Consider the following 18,014-nt stretch of genomic DNA (forward strand, 5'->3'; position numbering starts at 1 on the left):
CCCCCCCCCCCCCGGCGCCCCCGCGCCCCCGCGCACCCCCCCCCCGCGCCCCCCCGCCGCCCCCCCCCCCCCCCCCCCCCCCCCCCCCCCCCCCCCCCCCGCCCCCCCGCGCCCCCCGGCCCCCCCCCCCCCCAGGTCCCGGGCGTGCGGGCCCTCCCGGGAGGGGTAGTCCACCGTCATGCCCAAGACGACGAAGAGCGGCGACGCGAAGGCCGAGGAGATCCCCAGCACGCTGCAGCGCTCGGACGAGAAGGCCCAGCGCACCTGGGCCAAGACCCACGACTCCGCCGTCGAGACCTACGACGGCGACGAGCAGCGGGCCAACCGGGTCGCGTGGGCGGCGGTCAAGCACACCCACGAGAAGGTCGGCGACCACTGGGAGCCCAAGGACCACAAGGGGCCCAGCGACGCCCAGGCGGAGGGCGGCGCCGACACCGACCGGGAGACCAAGGGCGGCGTCGACGCCCACGCCACCAAGGAGCACCTGATGGACCTCGCCCGCCGGCTCGACGTCCACGGCCGGTCGTCGATGACGAAGGACGAGCTGGTCGACGCCATCCAGAAGGCGAACGACAGGGAGACACGCAGGGCACGCGAGGAGTAGCAGCGGGGCCCCTGCACCGGGACGGGACCGGGCACGGAGCGTGCCGACGAGCCGGGACGCCCGCGGCCGGCGGTGACGAGCGCGCGTTCCCGCCACCGGGGCGAGCACCCTCGGTCGGTCGCGGCGGCACGGGCCGCCGCGCCGACAGCACGGGGTGATCCGATGACGTGTCGCCTGCTCGTCCCGCTGGCCGCCACCGCCTGCCTGGTCGCGGCCGCCACCCCCGCGGCGATTCCTCCCGATCGGGTGGTGGACGTGACCTTCGACCCGGCCGTGGTCGAGAAGGACCCGGACCTCAGTCCTCTGTGCGGCTTCGAGGTCACCAGCTCGGCCAAGGGCCACTTCCGGTTGACCATCCACCTCGACCGGAACGGGGAGTTCGTCCGGGCCGTCGGCCACCCGAGCTCCAGCATCACCCTCACCGGCCCCGGCGGCACCGTCACGACCGCCGACCGGGGCATGGACCGGACCACGGTCGATCCCGACGGCACGCTGACCGTGTTCGGCACCGGCATCCACCTCAAGGTGGAGGGTGGCGCCCACGCCATCGGGCTGTGGGTGCTCGTCATCGACCCCGAGACCGGCGAGCTCCTGTCGGAGGAGTACCACGGGCGGTTCGACGTCGTGGCGCCGGAGATCGTCGGCCATCTCTGCGACCAGCTCGGGTAGGCCGACCGGCGGTCAGGACGGGGGCACCGTCCACAGCTCCTGCTGCGGGGAGCCGAGGAACGACGTCCCGGAGGGGGTGAGGACCACGCCCTCCTCCAGCGCCAGCCGCACGCCCTGCCCGCCCCACTCCGGCACCGTCGCGCGCACCGCCAGCTCCAGCGCGTAGACGGTGTCGGGGTGCAGCACCCGCTCGCCGGCGCCGGGGGAGCCGCGCTGGTCGTCCCAGCGGCCGATGACCGGGCCGGCGCCGTGCCCGTGCACCCCCACGGGGTGCGAGTACACGTCCGCGGCCAGCCCCTCGGCGTCGACGGCGGCGCGGGCGGCGGCGAGCACCTCGTTGCCGGTGCGCCCGGGGACGAGCGCCTCGGCGGTCAGCGCCCGCACCCGGGTGCCGGCGGTCCACGCCGCCTGCAGCCCGGGCGGGGGAGCGGTCTCCCCGGGCCGCAGCAGGTAGCCGCTGCGCTGCAGGTCGGTGGCCAGCCCCAGGCTGACCAGCCCCGCGTCGCAGGTGACGAGGTCGCCGGGCTGCAGGACGGCGTCCTGCGGCACCGCCGGCAGCGGCACGCCGCCGTCGTCGCGCAGTGGCACCCCGGCCCGCTGCACGGTGACACCGGGGTGGAACCACGGCGGGACGCCGAGGTCGGCCAGCCGCTGGTGCAGCCACCAGGCGAGGTCGGCCGCCGTCGTCGCGCCGGGTGTTAGGGCGGCGGGGGACAGCGCCTGCCGCAGCACGCGCGAGGTGAGCCTGTCGAGCGCGTCGAGCGCGGCCACCTCCTCGGGCAGCCGGGTCTCCAGCCAGCCGACGGCGAGGTCCTCGGCCGACACCAGGCGCTGCGCCCACGGGCCCAGGGCGGCGGTGAGCGCCCGGTGCTCGGAGACGGTGAGCCCGTCGGCCGGCGCGCAGGAGGCCGAGACGTCGACACCGATGCGGCGCGGGGCGGCCTGCTCGACGACCCGCCGCACCGCGTCCCACTGCCCGCCGTCCTCCGGGGACCAGCCGGGGAGGAACTGGCCCACCGGGTACCGGGAGACGGCGACCGGGGTGACGCCGTCGTCGCTGCGGTGCAGCAGCAGCACCACCCGCCGCCGGGCCGACAGCCACGACGCCGGCAGCAGGGTGGCCAGCACCGGGTCCTCGTTGTTCTCCCGGCCGGTGACGATCCACAGGTCGATGCCGGTGCGGTCCATGAGGCCGGGCAGCACGTCGAGCAGGCGCTGGGTCAGCCACCGGTCGCGGACGTCGGCCTGCTGCCGAAGCGGCAGCGGCACGGTCCGCGTCGGGTCCGGGACGACCAGCGTCATGGGGAACAGGGAAGCAGAGAACCGCCGCTCCCACCGGGTGGAACGGGACCGGCCGGTGTCAGGAGGGCAGCGCCGGTCCCGGGACGGTCGGGGGGTCGACCAGCTCGCCGGCCGGCGCCGGCCGCGGGCGGGGCGGAGCGGAGCCGGCGACCCGGTCGCGGCCGCCGCGCTTGGCCTCGTACATGGCCGCGTCGGCCCGGTCGACCAGCCACCACAGCGCCGCGGCGAGGTCCTCGCCGTCGACCGGCCGGGTGAGCGCGACGCCGATCGAGGCGGTGACGCCGTGGCCCTGCGCGGTGCGGGCGTCCGACACCGCGTGCCGCAGCCGCTCGGCCAGCCGCCCGGCCTCGGCCGGGTCGCCGACCAGGCCGAGGACCACCAGCTCCTCACCGCCGAGGCGGGCGAGCACGTCGCTGGGCCGGACCGTGGCGGCCAGCGCCCCGGCCACGGCCTGCAGCACCGCGTCGCCGACGGCGTGCCCGTGGACGTCGTTGACCCGCTTGAAGTGGTCGAGGTCGATGACCATCGCCGCCACCCGCAGGCCCTCGCGGCGGGCCTGCCGCCACGTCCGCGGCGCCTCCTCGACGAGGTGGCGGCGGTTGGCCAGGCCGGTGAGCGGGTCGCGCTGCGAGAGCTCCTCGGTGGCGGCCAGCAGCCGCCGCTCGCGGCGCCGCAGCACGCTCACGGTGGCGGCGACGACGTCGAGCATGCCGGCGTGCACGCCGACCTGGACGGCGAGCGCGGCCGCGGAGGGGTAGCTGCCCCAGAGCGCGACCAGCACCACCAGCGGGGTGGCCGCCATGTGCACGGCCAGCATCCACGGCCGGAGGAACCAGGCGGCCACCACCGCGGGGAACAGCAGCATCAGCGGCGTGGCGTAGCGCACCGGGTCCTCGACGCACAGCGCGACGACGGCGTAGACGAGGTCGCCGAGCAGCACCAGGCCGAAGGTCTGCCACCGGCCGACGCGGCGGCGCACCACCAGCGGCACCGCGGCCAGCACGCAGGCGAGCATCGTCGCGCCGTAGGCGAGGCGCGTGACGCCGTCGCCGACGACGCCGTCGAGGGCCAGGTTGACCAGTCCGGTGGCTCCGCCGGTGACCAGCAGGGCGGCGAGCAGCAGGGCGGCGGCGCGGCCCTCGGCGCCGTCCCGGCGCGGCGGGGCGGGCAGGACGTCGGGACCAGGACGTCGGGCGGTCACGCGCAGGAGGATGCCGCATGCCCGGCCGGGGCGGAGCCCCCCGCGCGCGGGCGCCGTCGCGCTGCGGCCGGGGAGTGCGGCAGGGTGGGGTGCAGGCACCTCCCGGGGCGCCGCTCCGGGGACGGCCCGTCGAGGAGGAGGTGCGCCCGTGGCGCAGGGACCGTGGTTCTACTGCCTCAAGCACAACACCGTGGAGGACCGGGACGGGTGTGCGGAGCGGCACCGGCTGGGGCCCTACGCCACCCGAGAGGAGGCCGAGCACGCGCTGCAGTCGGTGGCCGAGCGCAACGAGCGCCTCGACGCCGAGGACCGCGAGTGGCGCGAGGGCGACTGACCGGCCGCTCAGCGCCCGGCGAGTGACAGCAGCCCGGGCACCACGTCGGCCGGTGCGGGCATCGCGGCGATCTCGGCGGCCACCTCCCGTGCGGCGGACGCGAGCGCCGGGTCGGCGGCGAGCCGCTCGAGCTGCGCCGGGGTGATCTCGCCGGATTCGGTGGCGATGCCCGCGCCGCGCACGGCGACCAGGTCGGCGTTGGTGCGGCGGTCGCCGGCGCCGCGCACGACCAGCTGCGGCACCCCGGTGGCCAGGGCGGTGAGCACGGTGCCGGCGCCGCCGTGGTGCACGACGCCGGCCGCGGCGGGCAGCACCCGCGGGAACGGCAGCCAGTCCGCCGTCCGGACCTGCGGCGGCAGCCGGCGGCGGGTCACCCACCGGTCGGGCCGGACGAGGACGACGTCGAGGTCGGTGCCCGCGGCCGCGGCGGCGACGTCGGTCATCAGCCGGTCCCGGCCGGGGGAGGCCACGGTGCTGCGGCTCACCAGCACCCGCGGCTGCGGGCCCGGGCGGGTGAACGACTCGTCGAAGGGCCGCTGGGGCGTCCACGGCACGACGCGCACCGGCCGGCCCTCCCGCGGGCCGACCAGGCTGCGCGGGGACGAGGTCAGCACCTCCGCGGGCTCCGGCAGCTCGCCGAGGCCGCGGGCGGGCCGGTAGACGTCGAGGGCCGCGGTGCGCAGCCGCCGGGCGTCGAAGAGGTTGCCCTCGGCGAGCACCGCCGGGACGCCGAGCCGGCCGGCGACCTCCGCACCGGCCGGTGCGAGCGGCTCGTGCACCACCAGGTCCGGCCGCAGGCGGTCGGCCAGTGCCACGACGCCGTCGGCCGTGCGCGCGCCGAGCGCGCCGAACAGCAGCCCGACGGCGTCGGTGCCGCCCCGCCCGGCCAGCTCGCGGCGCGCCAGCCCCGGGTGGCGCAGCATCAGCCGGCCGAACAGCGGGCCCAGCCGCAGCCCGGGCGCGACGTCGGTGGGGGAGAGCTCCGGCGGGCAGGCGGCGACGCCGTCGCCGGCGGTCGCGACGGTGACCTCGGCGCCGGCGTCCCGCAGCGCGAGGGCCAGCGGCACCAGCGGCAGCACGTGGCCGGTCAGCGGGGAGGCCACCACCAGGACGCGCACACCGCCAGGCTGGCCGGGGTCAGGGGCCGGCACAAGGCACCCGCGCGCCCCGGTCGCGGGAGGATGGGGGCGTGCTGCTCGCGCACGCGGTCGCGGTCCTGCACGCGGCCGTCGTCCTGGTGATGCTGACCGGCGCGCTGCTCGCCATGCGGTGGCCGCGGCTGGTGCTGCTGCACGCGCCGGTGGCCCTCGCCGTCCTGACGGTGAACCTGGCCGGGGCCCCGTGCCCGCTGACCACGCTGGAGCTGGCGCTGCGCGAGCGCGCCGGGGCGGCGCCCTACGAGGGCGGCTTCCTCGGCCACCACGTGTTCGGCCCGCTCGGCCTCGACGTCGGCTCGGCCGCCGTCCAGGTCGGCCTGTACTCCGCGGCGTTCGGCCTCAACGCCCTCGGCTACGGCCTGCTCGCCGCCCGCGTCCGCGCCCACCGACCGGTGGCCCGCCGCTGAGCGAGGGCTACTCGAAGCCGTGCTCCGGGCCGGGGAAGACGCCGCCGCGGACGTCGTCGGCGTACTCGCGGGCCGCGCGCAGCAGCTCCCCGCGCAGGTCGGCGTACTTCTTGACGAAGCGCGGCACCCGCCCGCCGTTGAGCCCGGCCATGTCCGGCCAGACCAGCACCTGGGCGTCGCAGTCGGGCCCGGCGCCGATGCCGATCGTCGGGATGGACAGCTCCGCGGTCACCTTCGCGGCCAGCGGGGCGGGCACCATCTCCAGGACGACGGCGAACGCACCGGCCTCCTGCACCGCGTGCGCGTCGGCGAGCAGCTGCTCGGCCCCCGCGCCGCGGCCCTGCACCCGGAACCCGCCGAGGGCGTGCTCGCTCTGCGGCGTGAACCCGACGTGGGCCATCACCGGGATCCCGTTCTCGCTGAGCAGCCGGATCTGCGGCGCCACCCGCACCCCGCCCTCGAGCTTCACCGCCTGCGCGCCGCCCTCCTTCATCATCCGGACGGCGGTGTCGAACGCCTGCTGCGGGCCGGACTCGTAGCTGCCGAAGGGCAGGTCGGCCACGACCAGCACCCGCGTGGTCGAGCGGGTGACGGCCTTCGTCAGCAGCAGCAGGTCCTCCACCGTCACCGGCACGGTCGAGGAGTGCCCGAGGACGACGTTGCCCGCCGAGTCCCCGACCAGCAGCACCGGGATGCCGGCCTCCTCGAACACCGCGGCCGCGTAGGTGTCGTAGGCGGTGAGCATCGCCCACCTCTCGCCGCGCTCCTTGGCCTGCTGCAGGTGGTGGATGCGCACCCGCGCGGTCGAGGTCCCGCCGTAGAGCACCGACTCGGTCATGACTGCGCCGCTCCCTCGCGGACGCTGGGCAGGCTCTCCCGCCAGCGGTTGGTGATGGGCAGCCGCCGGTCGCGGCCGAACGCCTTGAGGCTGATCTTCGTGCCGGGCGCGGACTGCCGGCGCTTGAACTCCGCGACGTCGACCAGCCGCAGCACCCGGGCGACCACCTCGGGGTCGTGGCCGCGCTCGAGCAGCTGGGCCATGCCGAGGTCGCGGTCGACGTAGTCGGCGACGACGGCGTCGAGCTCCTCGTAGGAGGGCAGCGAGTCGCTGTCCTTCTGCCCCGGCGCGAGCTCGGCCGACGGCGGCTTGTCGATGGAGTTCTGCGGGACCGGCTCGGTCTCGCCGCGGTCGCGGGCGTGCGCGTTGCGCCAGCGGGCCAGCTCCCACACCAGCGTCTTGGGCACGTCCTTGATCGGCGCGAACCCGCCGGCGGCGTCGCCGTAGAGGGTCGAGTAGCCGACGGCGACCTCGCTCTTGTTGCCGGTGGTCAGCAGCAGGTGCCCGTGCTGGTTGGACAGGCCCATGAGCAGCGTGCCGCGGATGCGCGCCTGCAGGTTCTCCGCCGCCGTCCCCGACAGCTCCACCGCGGACTCGAAGGCGTCGACCATCGGCGCGATCGGCACCGTGGAGAAGTGCAGCCCCAGTCGCCGCGCGCTGTCCGCGGCGTCGGCGAGCGAGTGCTCCGAGGACCACCGCGACGGCAGCGCGACGGCGTGCACCCGGTCGGCGCCGAGGGCGTCGACCGACAGCGCGGCCACCAGCGCGGAGTCGATGCCGCCGGAGAGGCCGAGCACCACCGACGGGAAGCCGTTCTTGTCGATGAAGTCGCGCAGCCCCAGGACCAGCGCCCGCCAGACCTCCTCGCAGTCCCCGAGCGGCTCGGCGACCTGCCCGGGCCGCGGCGCGAAGGCGGGCACCGGCTCCTCGGAGACGACGGTGCGGGTGACCGTCATCGGCCCGATCCGGCCCTCCCGCCGCTCCGGCGCCCGGCCGCGGTCGAGGGTGAGGTCCACGCAGAGCAGGTGCTCGACGAACTGCGGCGCCCGCGCCAGCAGCTCGCCGTCGGCGGAGACGACGAGGGAGTCGCCGTCGAAGACGAGCTCGTCCTGCCCGCCGACCAGGTTGCAGTAGACGACCGGCGCGCGGGCCTCGGCCGCGCGGCGCCGCACCAGCGGCAGCCGCAGGTCGTCCTTGGCCCGCTCGTAGGGGGAGGCGTTGGGGGAGACGACGAGGTCGACCCCGGCCCGCCCGGCCACGCCGCACGGGCCGCCCTCGACCCACAGGTCCTCGCAGATGGTCAGCGCGACGTCGGCGCCGTGCAGCCGCACGACCGGCAGCTCGGTGCCGGGCACGAAGTAGCGGGCCTCGTCGAAGACCCCGTAGTTGGGCAGGTGGCGCTTGGCGTAGCGGGCGGCCACCCGCCCGCCGTGCAGCAGCGCCGCGGCGTTGCGGGGCTGGATGCGGCGGGGGTTGGCGTCGCCGGGCCGCTCGTCGTCGAGGGTCTCCTCGTCGCTCGGCGGGGTGTCGATCTCGGCGGGGCCCTCGGTGTGCGCCAGGTACCCCACGACGACGGCGAGCTCGCCGAGGCCCCGCTCGGCGAGGGTGCCGGCGAGGTCGGTGAGCGCGTGCTCGCTGGCGGCGGCGAAGGACTCCCGCAGCACCAGGTCCTCGGCCGGGTAGCCGGTCAGCGTCATCTCGGGGAACACGACCAGGTGCGCGCCGTCGTCAGCGGCCCGCGCCGCCCACTCGACGACGAGCGCGGCGTTGCCGTCCAGGTCGCCCACGCGGGTGTCGACCTGGGCCATCGCGACTCTCAGCTGCACCGCACCGTCCACGCCGGCCATCCTCGTCCTGCGCGCCGGGAGCCGGGCAGCGGGGCGGTGTGACCCACGCCACAACGGGGGCTGGACCGCGAGCGCGGGGCGGCCTAGCGTCCCCTCCGTGGCCGAGTGGCTCACCGTCGAGGTGCTCGACGGCAGGGAGCCGGCGTCCCTCTGGCGCCGGGCGCACGAGGACGGCCTCGTCGAGGCCGCGGTCACCCAGGGCGCCCGGTACTGGGAGTGGCACGACACCCGCTGGGGGACCGTGCTGGAGGTCGCCTTCGACGACGACGACCGGCTCGAGCGCTTCCGCGCGCTGCCCGCCGTCCGCGCCGCGCTCGACGCGGTGCCCGATGCGCTGGCGGGGCTGCTGGTCTACCGCGGGCGGGGCGGCGGGGCCGGTGCCGCCGTCCCGCGCCGGCCCCGGCCGCGCCCGGTCGCCGGTGCCGCCGTCCTGCCCCCGCCGGAGCCGGAGCGCCTCGTGCGGCTCGACGCCGGGCCGCCCACCCGCGGCGGGGACCCGGACGGCCTCGAGCACCCCGACGACGCCGGGGACCCCGACGTGGAGCCGGTCGGCGGCTGAGCCGCCGCCGGGCTCAGCGCCCGACCAGCGCCGCGAGCTGCTCGGCGTGGTCGCGCTGGTGCGCGGGGAGGAAGGCGAGCAGGTCGGCCACGGTGACCGGGCCGTCGACCTCGTGCACGCCCTCCAGGGCGAGCTGCCCGGGCCGCACCGCCGCGACCGCGCGCAGCAGCTCCTCCTGCGCTGCCGCCAGCTGGGCGACCAGGACCGCCGGCGGGGTGGCGCGGTAGCCGGCGACCCGCTCGGGGGCGTCGGGGACGAAGTCGGGCAGCGCGGGGCGGGTGCCGCGGCCGATCCGCCCGATGCGGTCGGTGAAGACGCGGGCGCTGTCGCGCAGGTGGCCGGCGACCTCCTGCGGCGTCCAGTCCAGCTCGCCGGCGTAGCCGGGGAAGTGCCCGAGGTCCACCAGCCGGCGGCGCGCCTCCGGTGCCAGCGGCCGGACGGGGCGCCCGGCGGCGCGGGCCAGCAGGTCGGCCACGCGGCGCTGCTGGGCGGCGAGCGCGGCGGCGGTGGTCACCGGGTCGGCGAGCGGGGAGGTCGTCGTCACGGGAGGCAGCCTCGCCGACCGCGGGCCGGTGCCACCAGCGTCGGGACGGTCCCGTTCCGCCGGGATCCTGCCAGCGGGGTGCGCACGGTGTTCCACCAACCGTCGTTGCTCTTAGAGTGTCGGGGTGGATCCCCGCGCCGACCAGGTCGCCGCCGTCGCGGCCCTCGCCGAGCCCACCCGGCGCCGGCTGTACGACCACGTCGTCCGGCAGTCCGGGCCGGTCGGCCGAGACGAGGTGGCCGCCGCACTCGGCCTGCCCCGGGCGACGGTGGCCTTCCACCTCGACCGGCTCGTGGACGAGCGCCTGCTCGACGTGCACTTCGAGCGGCGGACCGGGCGCAGCGGCCCGGGTGCCGGGCGGCCGGCGAAGCTCTACCGGCGGGCGTCGGCCGCCGTCGCCGTCTCGCTGCCCGAGCGCCACTACGACCTGGCCGGGGACCTCCTCGCCGGTGCCGTGAGCGAGGCCGAGGAGTCCGGTGAGCAGCCGGCGGCCGCGCTCGGCCGGCGCGCCCACGAGCGCGGGCGGGCACTCGCGGCCGGCGGGGGGCGGGGACGGGCGGCCGTCCTGCGGGTCCTGGAGGCGCACGGCTACGAGCCGCGCGAGGACGCCGACGGCGTGACGCTGGTCAACTGCCCGTTCCACCGGCTCGCCCGGCAGCACACCGAGCTCGTCTGCGGCATGAACCTGCGGCTGGTCCAGGGCGTGCTCGACGGCGCCGGGGCCGACCGGCTGCGAGCCCGGCTGCGCCCGCTCCAGGGGGCCTGCTGCGTGCACCTCGTCCCTGCCTGACCGGTCGCGGCGGCCGCCGTTGATGGGGACGGGGCGCGGGTCTCTAATACCAACCATTGTTGGCTCTAGAGGAGGTCCCATGACCGCCCGGCTCGCCGCACGACAGCCCCGTCCCGACCGCCTCCCCGTGGCGCGCGCCGGGGTGGACGTCCCGGCCGCGCAGCGGGCGGTCGCCGAGCTGCTGCGGGCCCTGGGCAGGGACCCGGCCGCACCGCACCTGGCGGACACCCCCCGCCGGGTCGCCGAGGCCTACGCCGAGCTCCTCACCGGCCGGCCCTTCGCGCTCACCACGTTCCCCAACGACGAGGGCTACGACGAGCTGGTCGTGGCCACCGGGATCCCCGTCGTGTCGCTGTGCGAGCACCACCTGCTGCCCTTCACCGGGGTCGCCGCGATCGGCTACCTGCCGGGGGAGCGCATCCTGGGGCTGTCGAAGCTCGCCCGGGTGCTCGACTCGTTCGCGCGCGACCTGCAGGTGCAGGAGCGGCTGACCCAGCAGGTCGCGGACTGGCTGCGCGACGCCCTGGACCCCCGGGGCGTCGGGGTGGTGATCGCGGCGGAGCACCAGTGCATGTCGCTGCGGGGGATCCGGGCCACCGGCTCGCGCACCACCACCTCCGCCCTGCACGGCCTGCTGCGCGAGGACGCCCGCACGCGGCAGGAGTTCCTGGCCCTCGCCGGCGCCACCGCGGCCGGCGCGGCGGCCTGAGGGGAGAGGCACCGTGGACACCCCGTTCGTGGTCGTCGGTGGGGGACTGGCCGGCGCGAAGGCCGCCGAGACCCTGCGCGCCGAGGGGTTCGACGGACCGGTCGTGCTCGTCGCGGCCGAGCCCGAGGTCCCCTACGAGCGCCCGCCGCTGTCCAAGGGCCGGCTGCTGGGCACCGCGGCCCGCGAGGAGGCACAGGTCCTCGCCCCCGGCTGGTACGGGGAGCACGACGTCGACCTGCGGCTCGGCGTGCGCGCCGTCGGGCTCGACCCCGCCGGGCACCGGCTCGGCCTCGACACCGGGGAGGAGCTCGGCTACGCACGCCTGCTGCTGGCCACCGGGTGCTCGGCCCGGCGGCTGGACGTGCCCGGCGCCGGCCTCGACGGCGTCCGCTACCTGCGCACGCTGGCCGACGCCGACCGCCTGCACGCCGACCTCGCCGGCGGAGGGCGGCGCCTGGTGGTCGTGGGGGCCGGCTGGATCGGCCTCGAGGTGGCCGCCGCGGCGCGCACCCACGGCAACGACGTCACCGTCCTCGAGCCCCTGCCCACGCCGCTGCACCGGGTGCTCGGCGAGCAGATGGGCGGCGTCTTCGCCCGGCTGCACCGCGAGCACGGCGTCGACCTGCGCACCGGGACCGGGGTGCGCGGGTTCGCCGGCGACGGCGCGGTGCGCTCGGTGCTGACCGACCGGGGCGGGCAGGTCCCGGCCGACCTGGTGCTGGTCGGCGTCGGCGCCGTCCCGGAGACCGGGCTGGCGCAGGCGGCCGGCCTCGACGTCGACGGCGGGGTGCTCACCGACGCCGCGCTGCGGACCTCGGCGCCCGACGTGTTCGCCGCCGGGGACGTCGCCGCCGCCGTCCACCCGCTCCACGGCCGGCCGGTGCGGGTCGAGCACTGGGCCAACGCGCTCCACCAGGGGCCGGCGGCCGCGCGGTCGATGCTCGGCCTGGAGGTCGCCTACGACCGCGTGCCCTACTTCTTCACCGACCAGTACGACCTCGGGATGGAGTACTCGGGGCTCGCCTCGCCCGGGTCGACGGTCGTCTGCCGGGGACCGGTCGAGTCACGGGAGTTCATCGCGTTCTGGGTGCGGGAGGGCCGCGTCGAGGCCGGCATGAACGTCAACGTGTGGGACGTGACGGACCCGATCCAGGAGCTGGTCCGGTCGGGACGGCAGGTCGCCGTCGACCGGCTGGCCGACCCCGGGGTCCCGCTGGAGGACGTCGCCGTCTGACTGCCCGGGCCGCTGCCGGCGGCGGGCCCCCGTGTGCTCCCGGGCCGGACCGGGCAGGGTGGTCCCCGACGTCACACCCCGGACACGAGCGGACCCGATCATGGCGAGCATGGACCGACAGCAGGAGTTCGTCCTGCGCACCCTGGAGGAACGCGACATCCGCTTCGTGCGGCTGTGGTTCACCGACGTCTCGGGCTACCTGAAGGCCGTCGCCGTCGCCCCGGCCGAGATCGAGGCCGCCTTCGCCGAGGGCATCGGCTTCGACGGCTCGGCGATCGAGGGCTTCGCGCGGGTCTACGAGTCCGACATGCTCGCCAAGCCCGACCCCGGCACCTTCCAGGTGATGCCGGCGAGCAAGGGGCAGCCCAGCGACACCGCGCGGATGTTCTGCGACATCACGCTGCCCGACGGCTCGCCGTCCTGGGCCGACCCGCGGCACGTGCTGCGCCGGGCGCTGTCGAAGGCCGCCGAGATGGGCTTCACCTTCTACACCCACCCCGAGGTGGAGTTCTTCCTGATCGAAGACCTGCCCACCGACGGCAGCCCGCCGCAGCCGGCCGACACCGGCGGCTACTTCGACCTGTCCACCCACGACGTCGCGCACGACTTCCGCCGCGAGGCGGTCTTCGCGCTGGAGGCCATGGGCATCTCGGTGGAGTTCAGCCACCACGAGGTCGCCCCCGGCCAGCAGGAGATCGACCTGCGCTACGCCGACGCGCTGTCGATGGCCGACAACGTGATGACGCTGCGGCACGTCGTCCGCGAGGTGGCGCTGGCGCAGGGCGTGCACGCCACGTTCATGCCCAAGCCGTTCACCGAGCTGGCCGGCTCGGCGATGCACACGCACGTGTCGCTGTTCGAGGGCGACCGCAACGCCTTCCACGACCCGGGCGACCCGATCCGGCTGTCGGCCACCGGGCGGCAGTTCATCGCCGGCCTGCTCACCCACGCCCGCGAGTTCACCGCCGTCACCAACCAGACGGTCAACTCCTACCGGCGGCTGCTGGCCGGCACCGAGGCGCCGACGGCGGCCACCTGGGGCCGGGCCAACCGCTCGGCGCTGGTGCGGCTGCCCTCCTACAAGCCGAACAAGGGCCAGTCGGCGCGCGTGGAGGTCCGCTCCCCGGACTCCGCGTGCAACCCCTACCTCACCTTCGCCGTCCTGCTCGCCGCCGGGCTGCGCGGCATCGAGAAGGGGTACGACCTGCCGCCCGAGGCCGAGGACGACGTCTGGTCGCTCACCGACACCGAGCGCCGCGCCGCCGGCTACGAGGACCTGCCGGTCTCCCTCGGCGAGGCGCTGACGGCGATGCAGGGCAGCGAGCTGGTCGCCGAGACCCTCGGCGAGCACGTGTTCGAGTTCTTCCTGCGCAACAAGTGGGAGGAGTTCAACTCCTACCGGCAGAACGTCACGCCCTTCGAGCTCAAGCGCTACCTGCCGGGCCTCTGACGGCCCGAGGCCGCGCTCTGCGGGTGTTCCTCGTCGAATGCCGGTGCTGCAGGACCGGCAATCGACGGGGAATGCCCGCACTGCCCCGCGCTCCGACAGCCAACACCGCGATGAGGGCACCTGCGGGGCGCTGACGCGGAGGCGCACTAACCTCGACGCCGTGCCGGACCAGCCCGCCCGCCTGCTCGTCGTCGTCCCCAGTGACACCGCGCCGCCCGCGCGGCTGGGCGCGTGGCTGCGCGCCGCCGGCCTGGAGCTCGACGAGCGGCACCTCGACGCCGGCGACGAGGTCCCCGCCGACCTCACCGGCCACGACGGGCTGCTCGTCACGGGCGGGCCGCAGTCCAGCGTCGACGACGCCGCGACCGAGCTGGAGCCGGTCCGCGCGCTGCTGGCCAAGGCCCTGGCCGACGACGCGCCGACCCTGGGCGTCTGCCTGGGCTCCCAGCTGCTGGCGCAGGCCGGCGGCGGGCGGGTGCGCGAGGGCATCGAGGGACCGGAGGTCGGGGCGCTGCTCGTGGCCAAGCGCGACGCCGCGGCCGACGACCCGGTGTTCGGCCCGCTCCCGCTCTCCCCGGACGTCATCCAGTTCCACCACGACGAGATCTGCGAGCTGCCCGCCGGCGCCACGCTGCTGGCCAGCAGCCCGCTCTACACCCACCAGGCCTTCCGGGTGGGCCGGCACGTCTACGGGGTGCAGTTCCACATCGAGACGACGCCGGAGATCGTCCGCGAGTGGGCCGAGCGGGACACCGTCGGCGTCGCGGCGAGCCCGTGGGACCGCGAGACGCTGGTCCGGCTGACCGACGCGGTGCACCCGGACCTGGAGGAGGTCTGGGCGCCGTTCGCCGCCCGCTTCGCCGACCTGGTGCGCGCCGCCCGCCCCGCGGGGTGACCCGGTGACCACCGCGCGCGAGGTGCCCCGCCCGGCGGTCGTGCGGCTGGTCCGCTTCGGCTTCCTCGACGGCGAGCGGGCGGCGCTGCTGCTGTCCGACCCCGCCCTGGGGCTGTGGGACCTCGACCGCAACGAGCCGGCCGACCCCGAGGCCGGCCCGGTGGTGTCCGCGCTGGCGCGCGCCGGGGACCCGGACCTCGCCGTCCGCTCGCTCACCCGCCTGGTCGAGGCGCTCGACGCCGCCGACCCCACCGGCGGGTCGGCGGCCGCGCTGCTCGCCCGGCTGCGCGGCTCGGCGACGCTGCGCGCCCGGCTGCTGTCGGTGCTGGGCGCCAGCGCCGGCCTGGCCGACCACCTCGCCGCCCACCCCGGCGACTGGACCGTCCTCGACGACGACACCCGCGGCGCGACGCGGCCCACCGCGCTGGCGCTGGAGCGGCAGCTGCTGGTCGCCGTCGGCGCCGACCCCGACGACCCGCCGTGGGGCGTCCGCCTGGGCCGCGCCGCGCCCGACGCCTCGCCGCAGCGGGTCGCCGCGCTCCGGCTGGCCCACCGGCGGGTCCTGCTGAGCCTGGCCGGGCGCGACCTGGGGGAGGGGCTGCCCGCCGAGGACGTCGCCGGCGAGCTCGCCGACATCGCCGCCGCGGTGCTCACCGCCGGCCTGGCGATCGCCGTCGCCGAGCAGCCCGACAGCGCCGCGGCCTGCCGGCTGGCGGTCATCGGCCTGGGCAAGTGCGGCGGCCGGGAGCTCAACTACGTCAGCGACGTCGACGTCGTCTTCGTGGCCGAGCCGGTCGACGCCGGCGACCCCGAGCCGGCGGCCGTGCAGAGCGCCACGCGGGTGGCCGCCGCGCTCATGCGGATCTGCGGGCAGGCCGCCTGGGAGGTCGACGCCGCGCTGCGCCCGGAGGGCAAGGCCGGGCCGCTGGTGCGCACGCTGGCCGGCCACGCCGCCTACTACCGGCAGTGGGCCAGCACCTGGGAGTTCCAGGCCCTGCTCAAGATGCGCCCGGTCGCCGGCGACCCCGACCTCGGCCGGGCGTACGTCGACGAGCTGTTCCCCCTGGTCTGGCAGGCCGGCGACCGGCCCGGCTTCGTCGGCGAGATCCAGGCGATGCGCCGCAGGGTCGAGGAGCACGTCCCGCCCGCGCAGGCCGACCGGGAGCTCAAGCTCGGCCGCGGCGGGCTGCGCGACGTCGAGTTCGCCGTCCAGCTGCTGCAGCTCGTGCACGGCCGGGTCGACGTCCGGCTGCACGTCGGGGGCACGCTGCCCGCGCTGGCGGCGCTGCGGGCCGGGGGCTACGTCGGCCGCGACGACGCCGACACGCTCATCGCCTCCTACCGCTTCCTGCGCACCGTGGAGCACCGGCTGCAGCTGCTGCGGCTGCGGCGCACCCACCTGCTGCCCACCGACGAGCAGCAGCTGCGCTGGCTGGCGCGCTCCCTGGGCTACAAGCCCGACGCCCGCGGCGACGCCGTCGACGTGCTGCGCGCCGAGCTCGCGCTGCACACCCGCGAGGTGCGCCGGCTGCACGAGAAGCTGTTCTACCGGCCGCTGCTGTCGGCCGTGGCCCGCGTGCCGGCCGAGGCCGCGCAACTGGGCAGCGAGGCGGCCGGCGACTGGCTGCGGGCGCTGGGCTTCGGCGATCCGCAGGGCGCGCTGCGGCACATGGCGGCGCTCACCGGCGGGGTGTCGCGCTCGGCGTCGATGCAGAAGTACCTGCTGCCGGTGGTGCTGCAGACCCTCGCCGACTGCGCCGACCCCGACGCCGGACTGCTGGCCTACCGGCAGGTCAGCGAGGCCCTCGGCGGCAACCAGTGGTACCTGCGGCTGCTGCGCGACGAGGGCCAGGTGGCCGAGCGGCTGGCCCGGCTGCTGGGCTCGAGCCAGTACGTGGCGGCGCTCCTCACCCGCACCCCCGAGGCGCTGCGCATCCTCGCCGACGACGCCGAGCTCGAGCCGCGCACCGCCGCGACCCTGGCCGGTGCCTGGCGGGCCGCCGCCGCGCGGTCCGGTGACCCGAAGGCCGCCGTCGGGGTGCTGCGGGCCCAGCGCCGCCAGGAGCTGCTGCGGATCGCCTCCGCCGACCTGCTCGGTCGCCTCGACGTCGTCCGGGTCGGGCAGGCGCTCACCGACGTCGCCGTCGCCACCCTGCAGGCCGGCCTCGACCTCGCCGAGCGGGCGTGGGCCCGCGAGGCCGGCGTCGCCGCCGACGACGTGCCGGTGGAGCTGGCCGTCATCGGGATGGGCCGGCTCGGCGGCGGCGAGATGGGCTACGGCTCCGACGCCGACGTGCTGTTCGTGCACCGGGCGCGGGCCGGTGTCGAGGAGTCGAGGGCCACCCAGGCGGCCAACGCGATCGCGCACACGCTGCGCCGGCTGCTCGCCGAGCCCGCGCCCGACCCGGCGTTCGAGATCGACGCCGACCTGCGCCCGGAGGGCCGGCAGGGCGCGCTGGTGCGCAGCCTCGACGCGTTCCGCGAGTACTACGAGCGCTGGGTGTCGGTGTGGGAGGTGCAGGCGCTGCTGCGGGCGGTGCCGGTGGCCGGCAGCCCGGAGCTGGGGGCCGCCTTCGTCGCGCTGGCCGACCCGCTGCGCTACCCCGCCGACGGCCTCACCGACGCCCAGGTCGCCGAGATCCGCCGCATCAAGGCCCGCGTGGAGCGCGAGCGGCTGCCCCGCGGCGCCGACCCCGCCACGCACACCAAGCTCGGCCGCGGCGGGCTGGCCGACGTCGAGTGGACCGTCCAGCTGCTGCAGCTGCAGCACGCCGGGCGGCTGCCGGAGCTGCGGCTGCCCTCGACGGTCGCGGCGCTGGAGCGGCTGGCCGCCGCGGGGCTGCTGGAGCCGGCGCACGCCGACGCGCTGCGCGAGGCGTGGGAGGTGGCCGGCCGGGCGCGCAACGCCGTCTTCCTCGTCCGCGGCCGGCCCAGCGACCAGCTGCCCCGGCCCGGGCTGGAGCTGGCCGGGGTGGCGCGGGCCAGCGGCTGCGGTCCCGACGTCGACCCCGGGCGCTTCCTCGACGACTACCGCCGCACCACCCGGCGTGCCCGCGGCGTCGTCGAGCAGGTCTTCTACGGTCAGCCGGCCGGCTGACCCGGGTGTGCCGTCCCCGGCGGCGGGGCACGCTGGGACGGTGAGCTCAGCCGTGCCCGCCGACGACCCGCCCGCCGACGACGACCTGTCCCGTGCCGACGCCGGGGCCACCATCACGCCCTACCGCGACGGGCCGCTGATCGTGCGCGGCGACTTCCGGCTGGTCGACCAGGACGGCGCCGAGATCGACCCCGGCCGCAAGACGGTGGCGCTGTGCCGGTGCGGCAAGTCCGGCCTCAAGCCGTTCTGCGACGGCTCGCACAAGCGCTCGGGCTTCTCCGCGCCCAGCGCGCCGAGCCGCCCGCGCCCGGCCGCGACGATCCTGCGCGCGGCGCAGCGGCCCGGGACGGCCCCGCAGGAGTGACCGAGGGGGCGCG

The 18,014-nt window shown here is 77.1% G+C and carries 18 protein-coding genes; 12 read left to right on the plus strand and 6 right to left on the minus strand.

Annotated features, from left to right (window positions below):
- Positions 1 to 178 precede the first annotated feature (178 nt).
- Positions 179 to 604 (plus strand): ChaB family protein, encoded by a 426-nt coding sequence (locus ACI8AD_RS08030; RefSeq protein ID WP_456870004.1) that lies wholly within the window; start codon positions 179 to 181, stop codon positions 602 to 604.
- 162 nt (positions 605 to 766) lie between these two features.
- Positions 767 to 1,273, plus strand: coding sequence for a hypothetical protein (locus ACI8AD_RS08035; protein WP_456870005.1), 507 nt, complete (start codon positions 767 to 769; stop codon positions 1,271 to 1,273).
- A 12-nt stretch (positions 1,274 to 1,285) separates the two neighbouring features.
- Here ACI8AD_RS08035 and ACI8AD_RS08040 read toward each other — a convergent pair whose 3' ends face one another.
- The gene (locus ACI8AD_RS08040) at positions 1,286 to 2,575 is read right to left on the minus strand and encodes a M24 family metallopeptidase (RefSeq protein ID WP_456870006.1); all 1,290 of its coding nucleotides are present in this window, start codon (positions 2,573 to 2,575) and stop codon (positions 1,286 to 1,288) included.
- Positions 2,576 to 2,633: 58 nt separating this feature from the next.
- Complete coding sequence (locus ACI8AD_RS08045; protein WP_456870007.1) at positions 2,634 to 3,776, minus strand: diguanylate cyclase; 1,143 nt, start codon at positions 3,774 to 3,776, stop codon at positions 2,634 to 2,636.
- Positions 3,777 to 3,924: 148 nt separating this feature from the next.
- Here ACI8AD_RS08045 and ACI8AD_RS08050 point away from each other — a divergent pair, with 148 nt between their 5' ends.
- On the plus strand, positions 3,925 to 4,110 hold the full coding sequence (locus ACI8AD_RS08050; RefSeq protein ID WP_456870008.1) for a hypothetical protein: 186 nt from the start codon (positions 3,925 to 3,927) through the stop codon (positions 4,108 to 4,110).
- Between the two features lie 8 nt (positions 4,111 to 4,118).
- Here ACI8AD_RS08050 and ACI8AD_RS08055 read toward each other — a convergent pair whose 3' ends face one another.
- Positions 4,119 to 5,228: a glycosyltransferase gene (locus ACI8AD_RS08055; protein WP_456870009.1), complete on the minus strand. Its 1,110-nt coding sequence runs from the start codon at positions 5,226 to 5,228 to the stop codon at positions 4,119 to 4,121.
- Between the two features lie 71 nt (positions 5,229 to 5,299).
- On the opposite strand from ACI8AD_RS08055, the gene ACI8AD_RS08060 reads away from it, so the two are divergent.
- Entirely contained in the window at positions 5,300 to 5,674 is a 375-nt protein-coding gene (locus tag ACI8AD_RS08060; protein ID WP_456870010.1) for a DUF2784 domain-containing protein, read from the plus strand.
- Between the two features lie 7 nt (positions 5,675 to 5,681).
- Here ACI8AD_RS08060 and panB read toward each other — a convergent pair whose 3' ends face one another.
- Together panB and ACI8AD_RS08070 are read right to left on the minus strand one after the other, a co-directional pair.
- Positions 5,682 to 6,512, minus strand: coding sequence for a 3-methyl-2-oxobutanoate hydroxymethyltransferase (gene panB, locus ACI8AD_RS08065; RefSeq protein ID WP_456870011.1), 831 nt, complete (start codon positions 6,510 to 6,512; stop codon positions 5,682 to 5,684).
- Positions 6,509 to 8,350, minus strand: coding sequence for an NAD+ synthase (locus tag ACI8AD_RS08070; RefSeq protein ID WP_456870012.1), 1,842 nt, complete (start codon positions 8,348 to 8,350; stop codon positions 6,509 to 6,511). Before ACI8AD_RS08070 ends, panB begins: the two co-directional genes overlap by 4 nt.
- A gap of 106 nt (positions 8,351 to 8,456) precedes the next feature.
- Here ACI8AD_RS08070 and ACI8AD_RS08075 point away from each other — a divergent pair, with 106 nt between their 5' ends.
- A complete protein-coding gene (locus ACI8AD_RS08075) occupies positions 8,457 to 8,918 on the plus strand; it encodes a hypothetical protein (RefSeq protein WP_456870013.1) in 462 nt (153 codons plus the stop codon).
- 13 nt (positions 8,919 to 8,931) lie between these two features.
- Here the strand turns inward: ACI8AD_RS08075 and ACI8AD_RS08080 are convergent, their stop codons facing one another.
- Positions 8,932 to 9,462, minus strand: coding sequence for a DinB family protein (locus tag ACI8AD_RS08080; RefSeq protein WP_456870014.1), 531 nt, complete (start codon positions 9,460 to 9,462; stop codon positions 8,932 to 8,934).
- Positions 9,463 to 9,586: 124 nt separating this feature from the next.
- On the opposite strand from ACI8AD_RS08080, the gene ACI8AD_RS08085 reads away from it, so the two are divergent.
- The 7 genes from ACI8AD_RS08085 (at position 9,587) to ACI8AD_RS08115 (ending at position 18,001) form a co-directional block, all read left to right on the plus strand.
- Positions 9,587 to 10,252, plus strand: coding sequence for a helix-turn-helix transcriptional regulator (locus ACI8AD_RS08085; protein WP_456870015.1), 666 nt, complete (start codon positions 9,587 to 9,589; stop codon positions 10,250 to 10,252).
- 79 nt (positions 10,253 to 10,331) lie between these two features.
- Positions 10,332 to 10,961: a GTP cyclohydrolase I FolE gene (folE, locus tag ACI8AD_RS08090; protein ID WP_456870016.1), complete on the plus strand. Its 630-nt coding sequence runs from the start codon at positions 10,332 to 10,334 to the stop codon at positions 10,959 to 10,961.
- A gap of 13 nt (positions 10,962 to 10,974) precedes the next feature.
- On the plus strand, positions 10,975 to 12,195 hold the full coding sequence (locus ACI8AD_RS08095; RefSeq protein WP_456870017.1) for an NAD(P)/FAD-dependent oxidoreductase: 1,221 nt from the start codon (positions 10,975 to 10,977) through the stop codon (positions 12,193 to 12,195).
- A gap of 109 nt (positions 12,196 to 12,304) precedes the next feature.
- Positions 12,305 to 13,645 (plus strand): type I glutamate--ammonia ligase, encoded by a 1,341-nt coding sequence (glnA, locus tag ACI8AD_RS08100; protein ID WP_456870018.1) that lies wholly within the window; start codon positions 12,305 to 12,307, stop codon positions 13,643 to 13,645.
- Between the two features lie 160 nt (positions 13,646 to 13,805).
- The gene (locus tag ACI8AD_RS08105; RefSeq protein WP_456870019.1) at positions 13,806 to 14,540 is read left to right on the plus strand and encodes a type 1 glutamine amidotransferase; all 735 of its coding nucleotides are present in this window, start codon (positions 13,806 to 13,808) and stop codon (positions 14,538 to 14,540) included.
- A 4-nt stretch (positions 14,541 to 14,544) separates the two neighbouring features.
- Entirely contained in the window at positions 14,545 to 17,637 is a 3,093-nt protein-coding gene (locus tag ACI8AD_RS08110; RefSeq protein ID WP_456870020.1) for a bifunctional [glutamine synthetase] adenylyltransferase/[glutamine synthetase]-adenylyl-L-tyrosine phosphorylase, read from the plus strand.
- A 40-nt stretch (positions 17,638 to 17,677) separates the two neighbouring features.
- A complete protein-coding gene (locus ACI8AD_RS08115; protein ID WP_456870021.1) occupies positions 17,678 to 18,001 on the plus strand; it encodes a CDGSH iron-sulfur domain-containing protein in 324 nt (107 codons plus the stop codon).
- The last annotated feature ends 13 nt before the right edge of the window (positions 18,002 to 18,014 follow it).

Source organism: Geodermatophilus sp. SYSU D00766 (genome assembly GCF_054049915.1).

Coding starts and splice junctions, on each gene's coding strand:
- ACI8AD_RS08035 (WP_456870005.1), top strand. CDS start 767: ATGACGTGTCGCCTGCTCGTCCCGCTGGCCGCCACCGCCTGCCTGGTC.
- glnA (WP_456870018.1), top strand. CDS start 12,305: ATGGACCGACAGCAGGAGTTCGTCCTGCGCACCCTGGAGGAACGCGAC.
- panB (WP_456870011.1), bottom strand. CDS start 6,512: ATGACCGAGTCGGTGCTCTACGGCGGGACCTCGACCGCGCGGGTGCGC.
- ACI8AD_RS08030 (WP_456870004.1), top strand. CDS start 179: ATGCCCAAGACGACGAAGAGCGGCGACGCGAAGGCCGAGGAGATCCCC.
- ACI8AD_RS08040 (WP_456870006.1), bottom strand. CDS start 2,575: ATGACGCTGGTCGTCCCGGACCCGACGCGGACCGTGCCGCTGCCGCTT.
- folE (WP_456870016.1), top strand. CDS start 10,332: ATGACCGCCCGGCTCGCCGCACGACAGCCCCGTCCCGACCGCCTCCCC.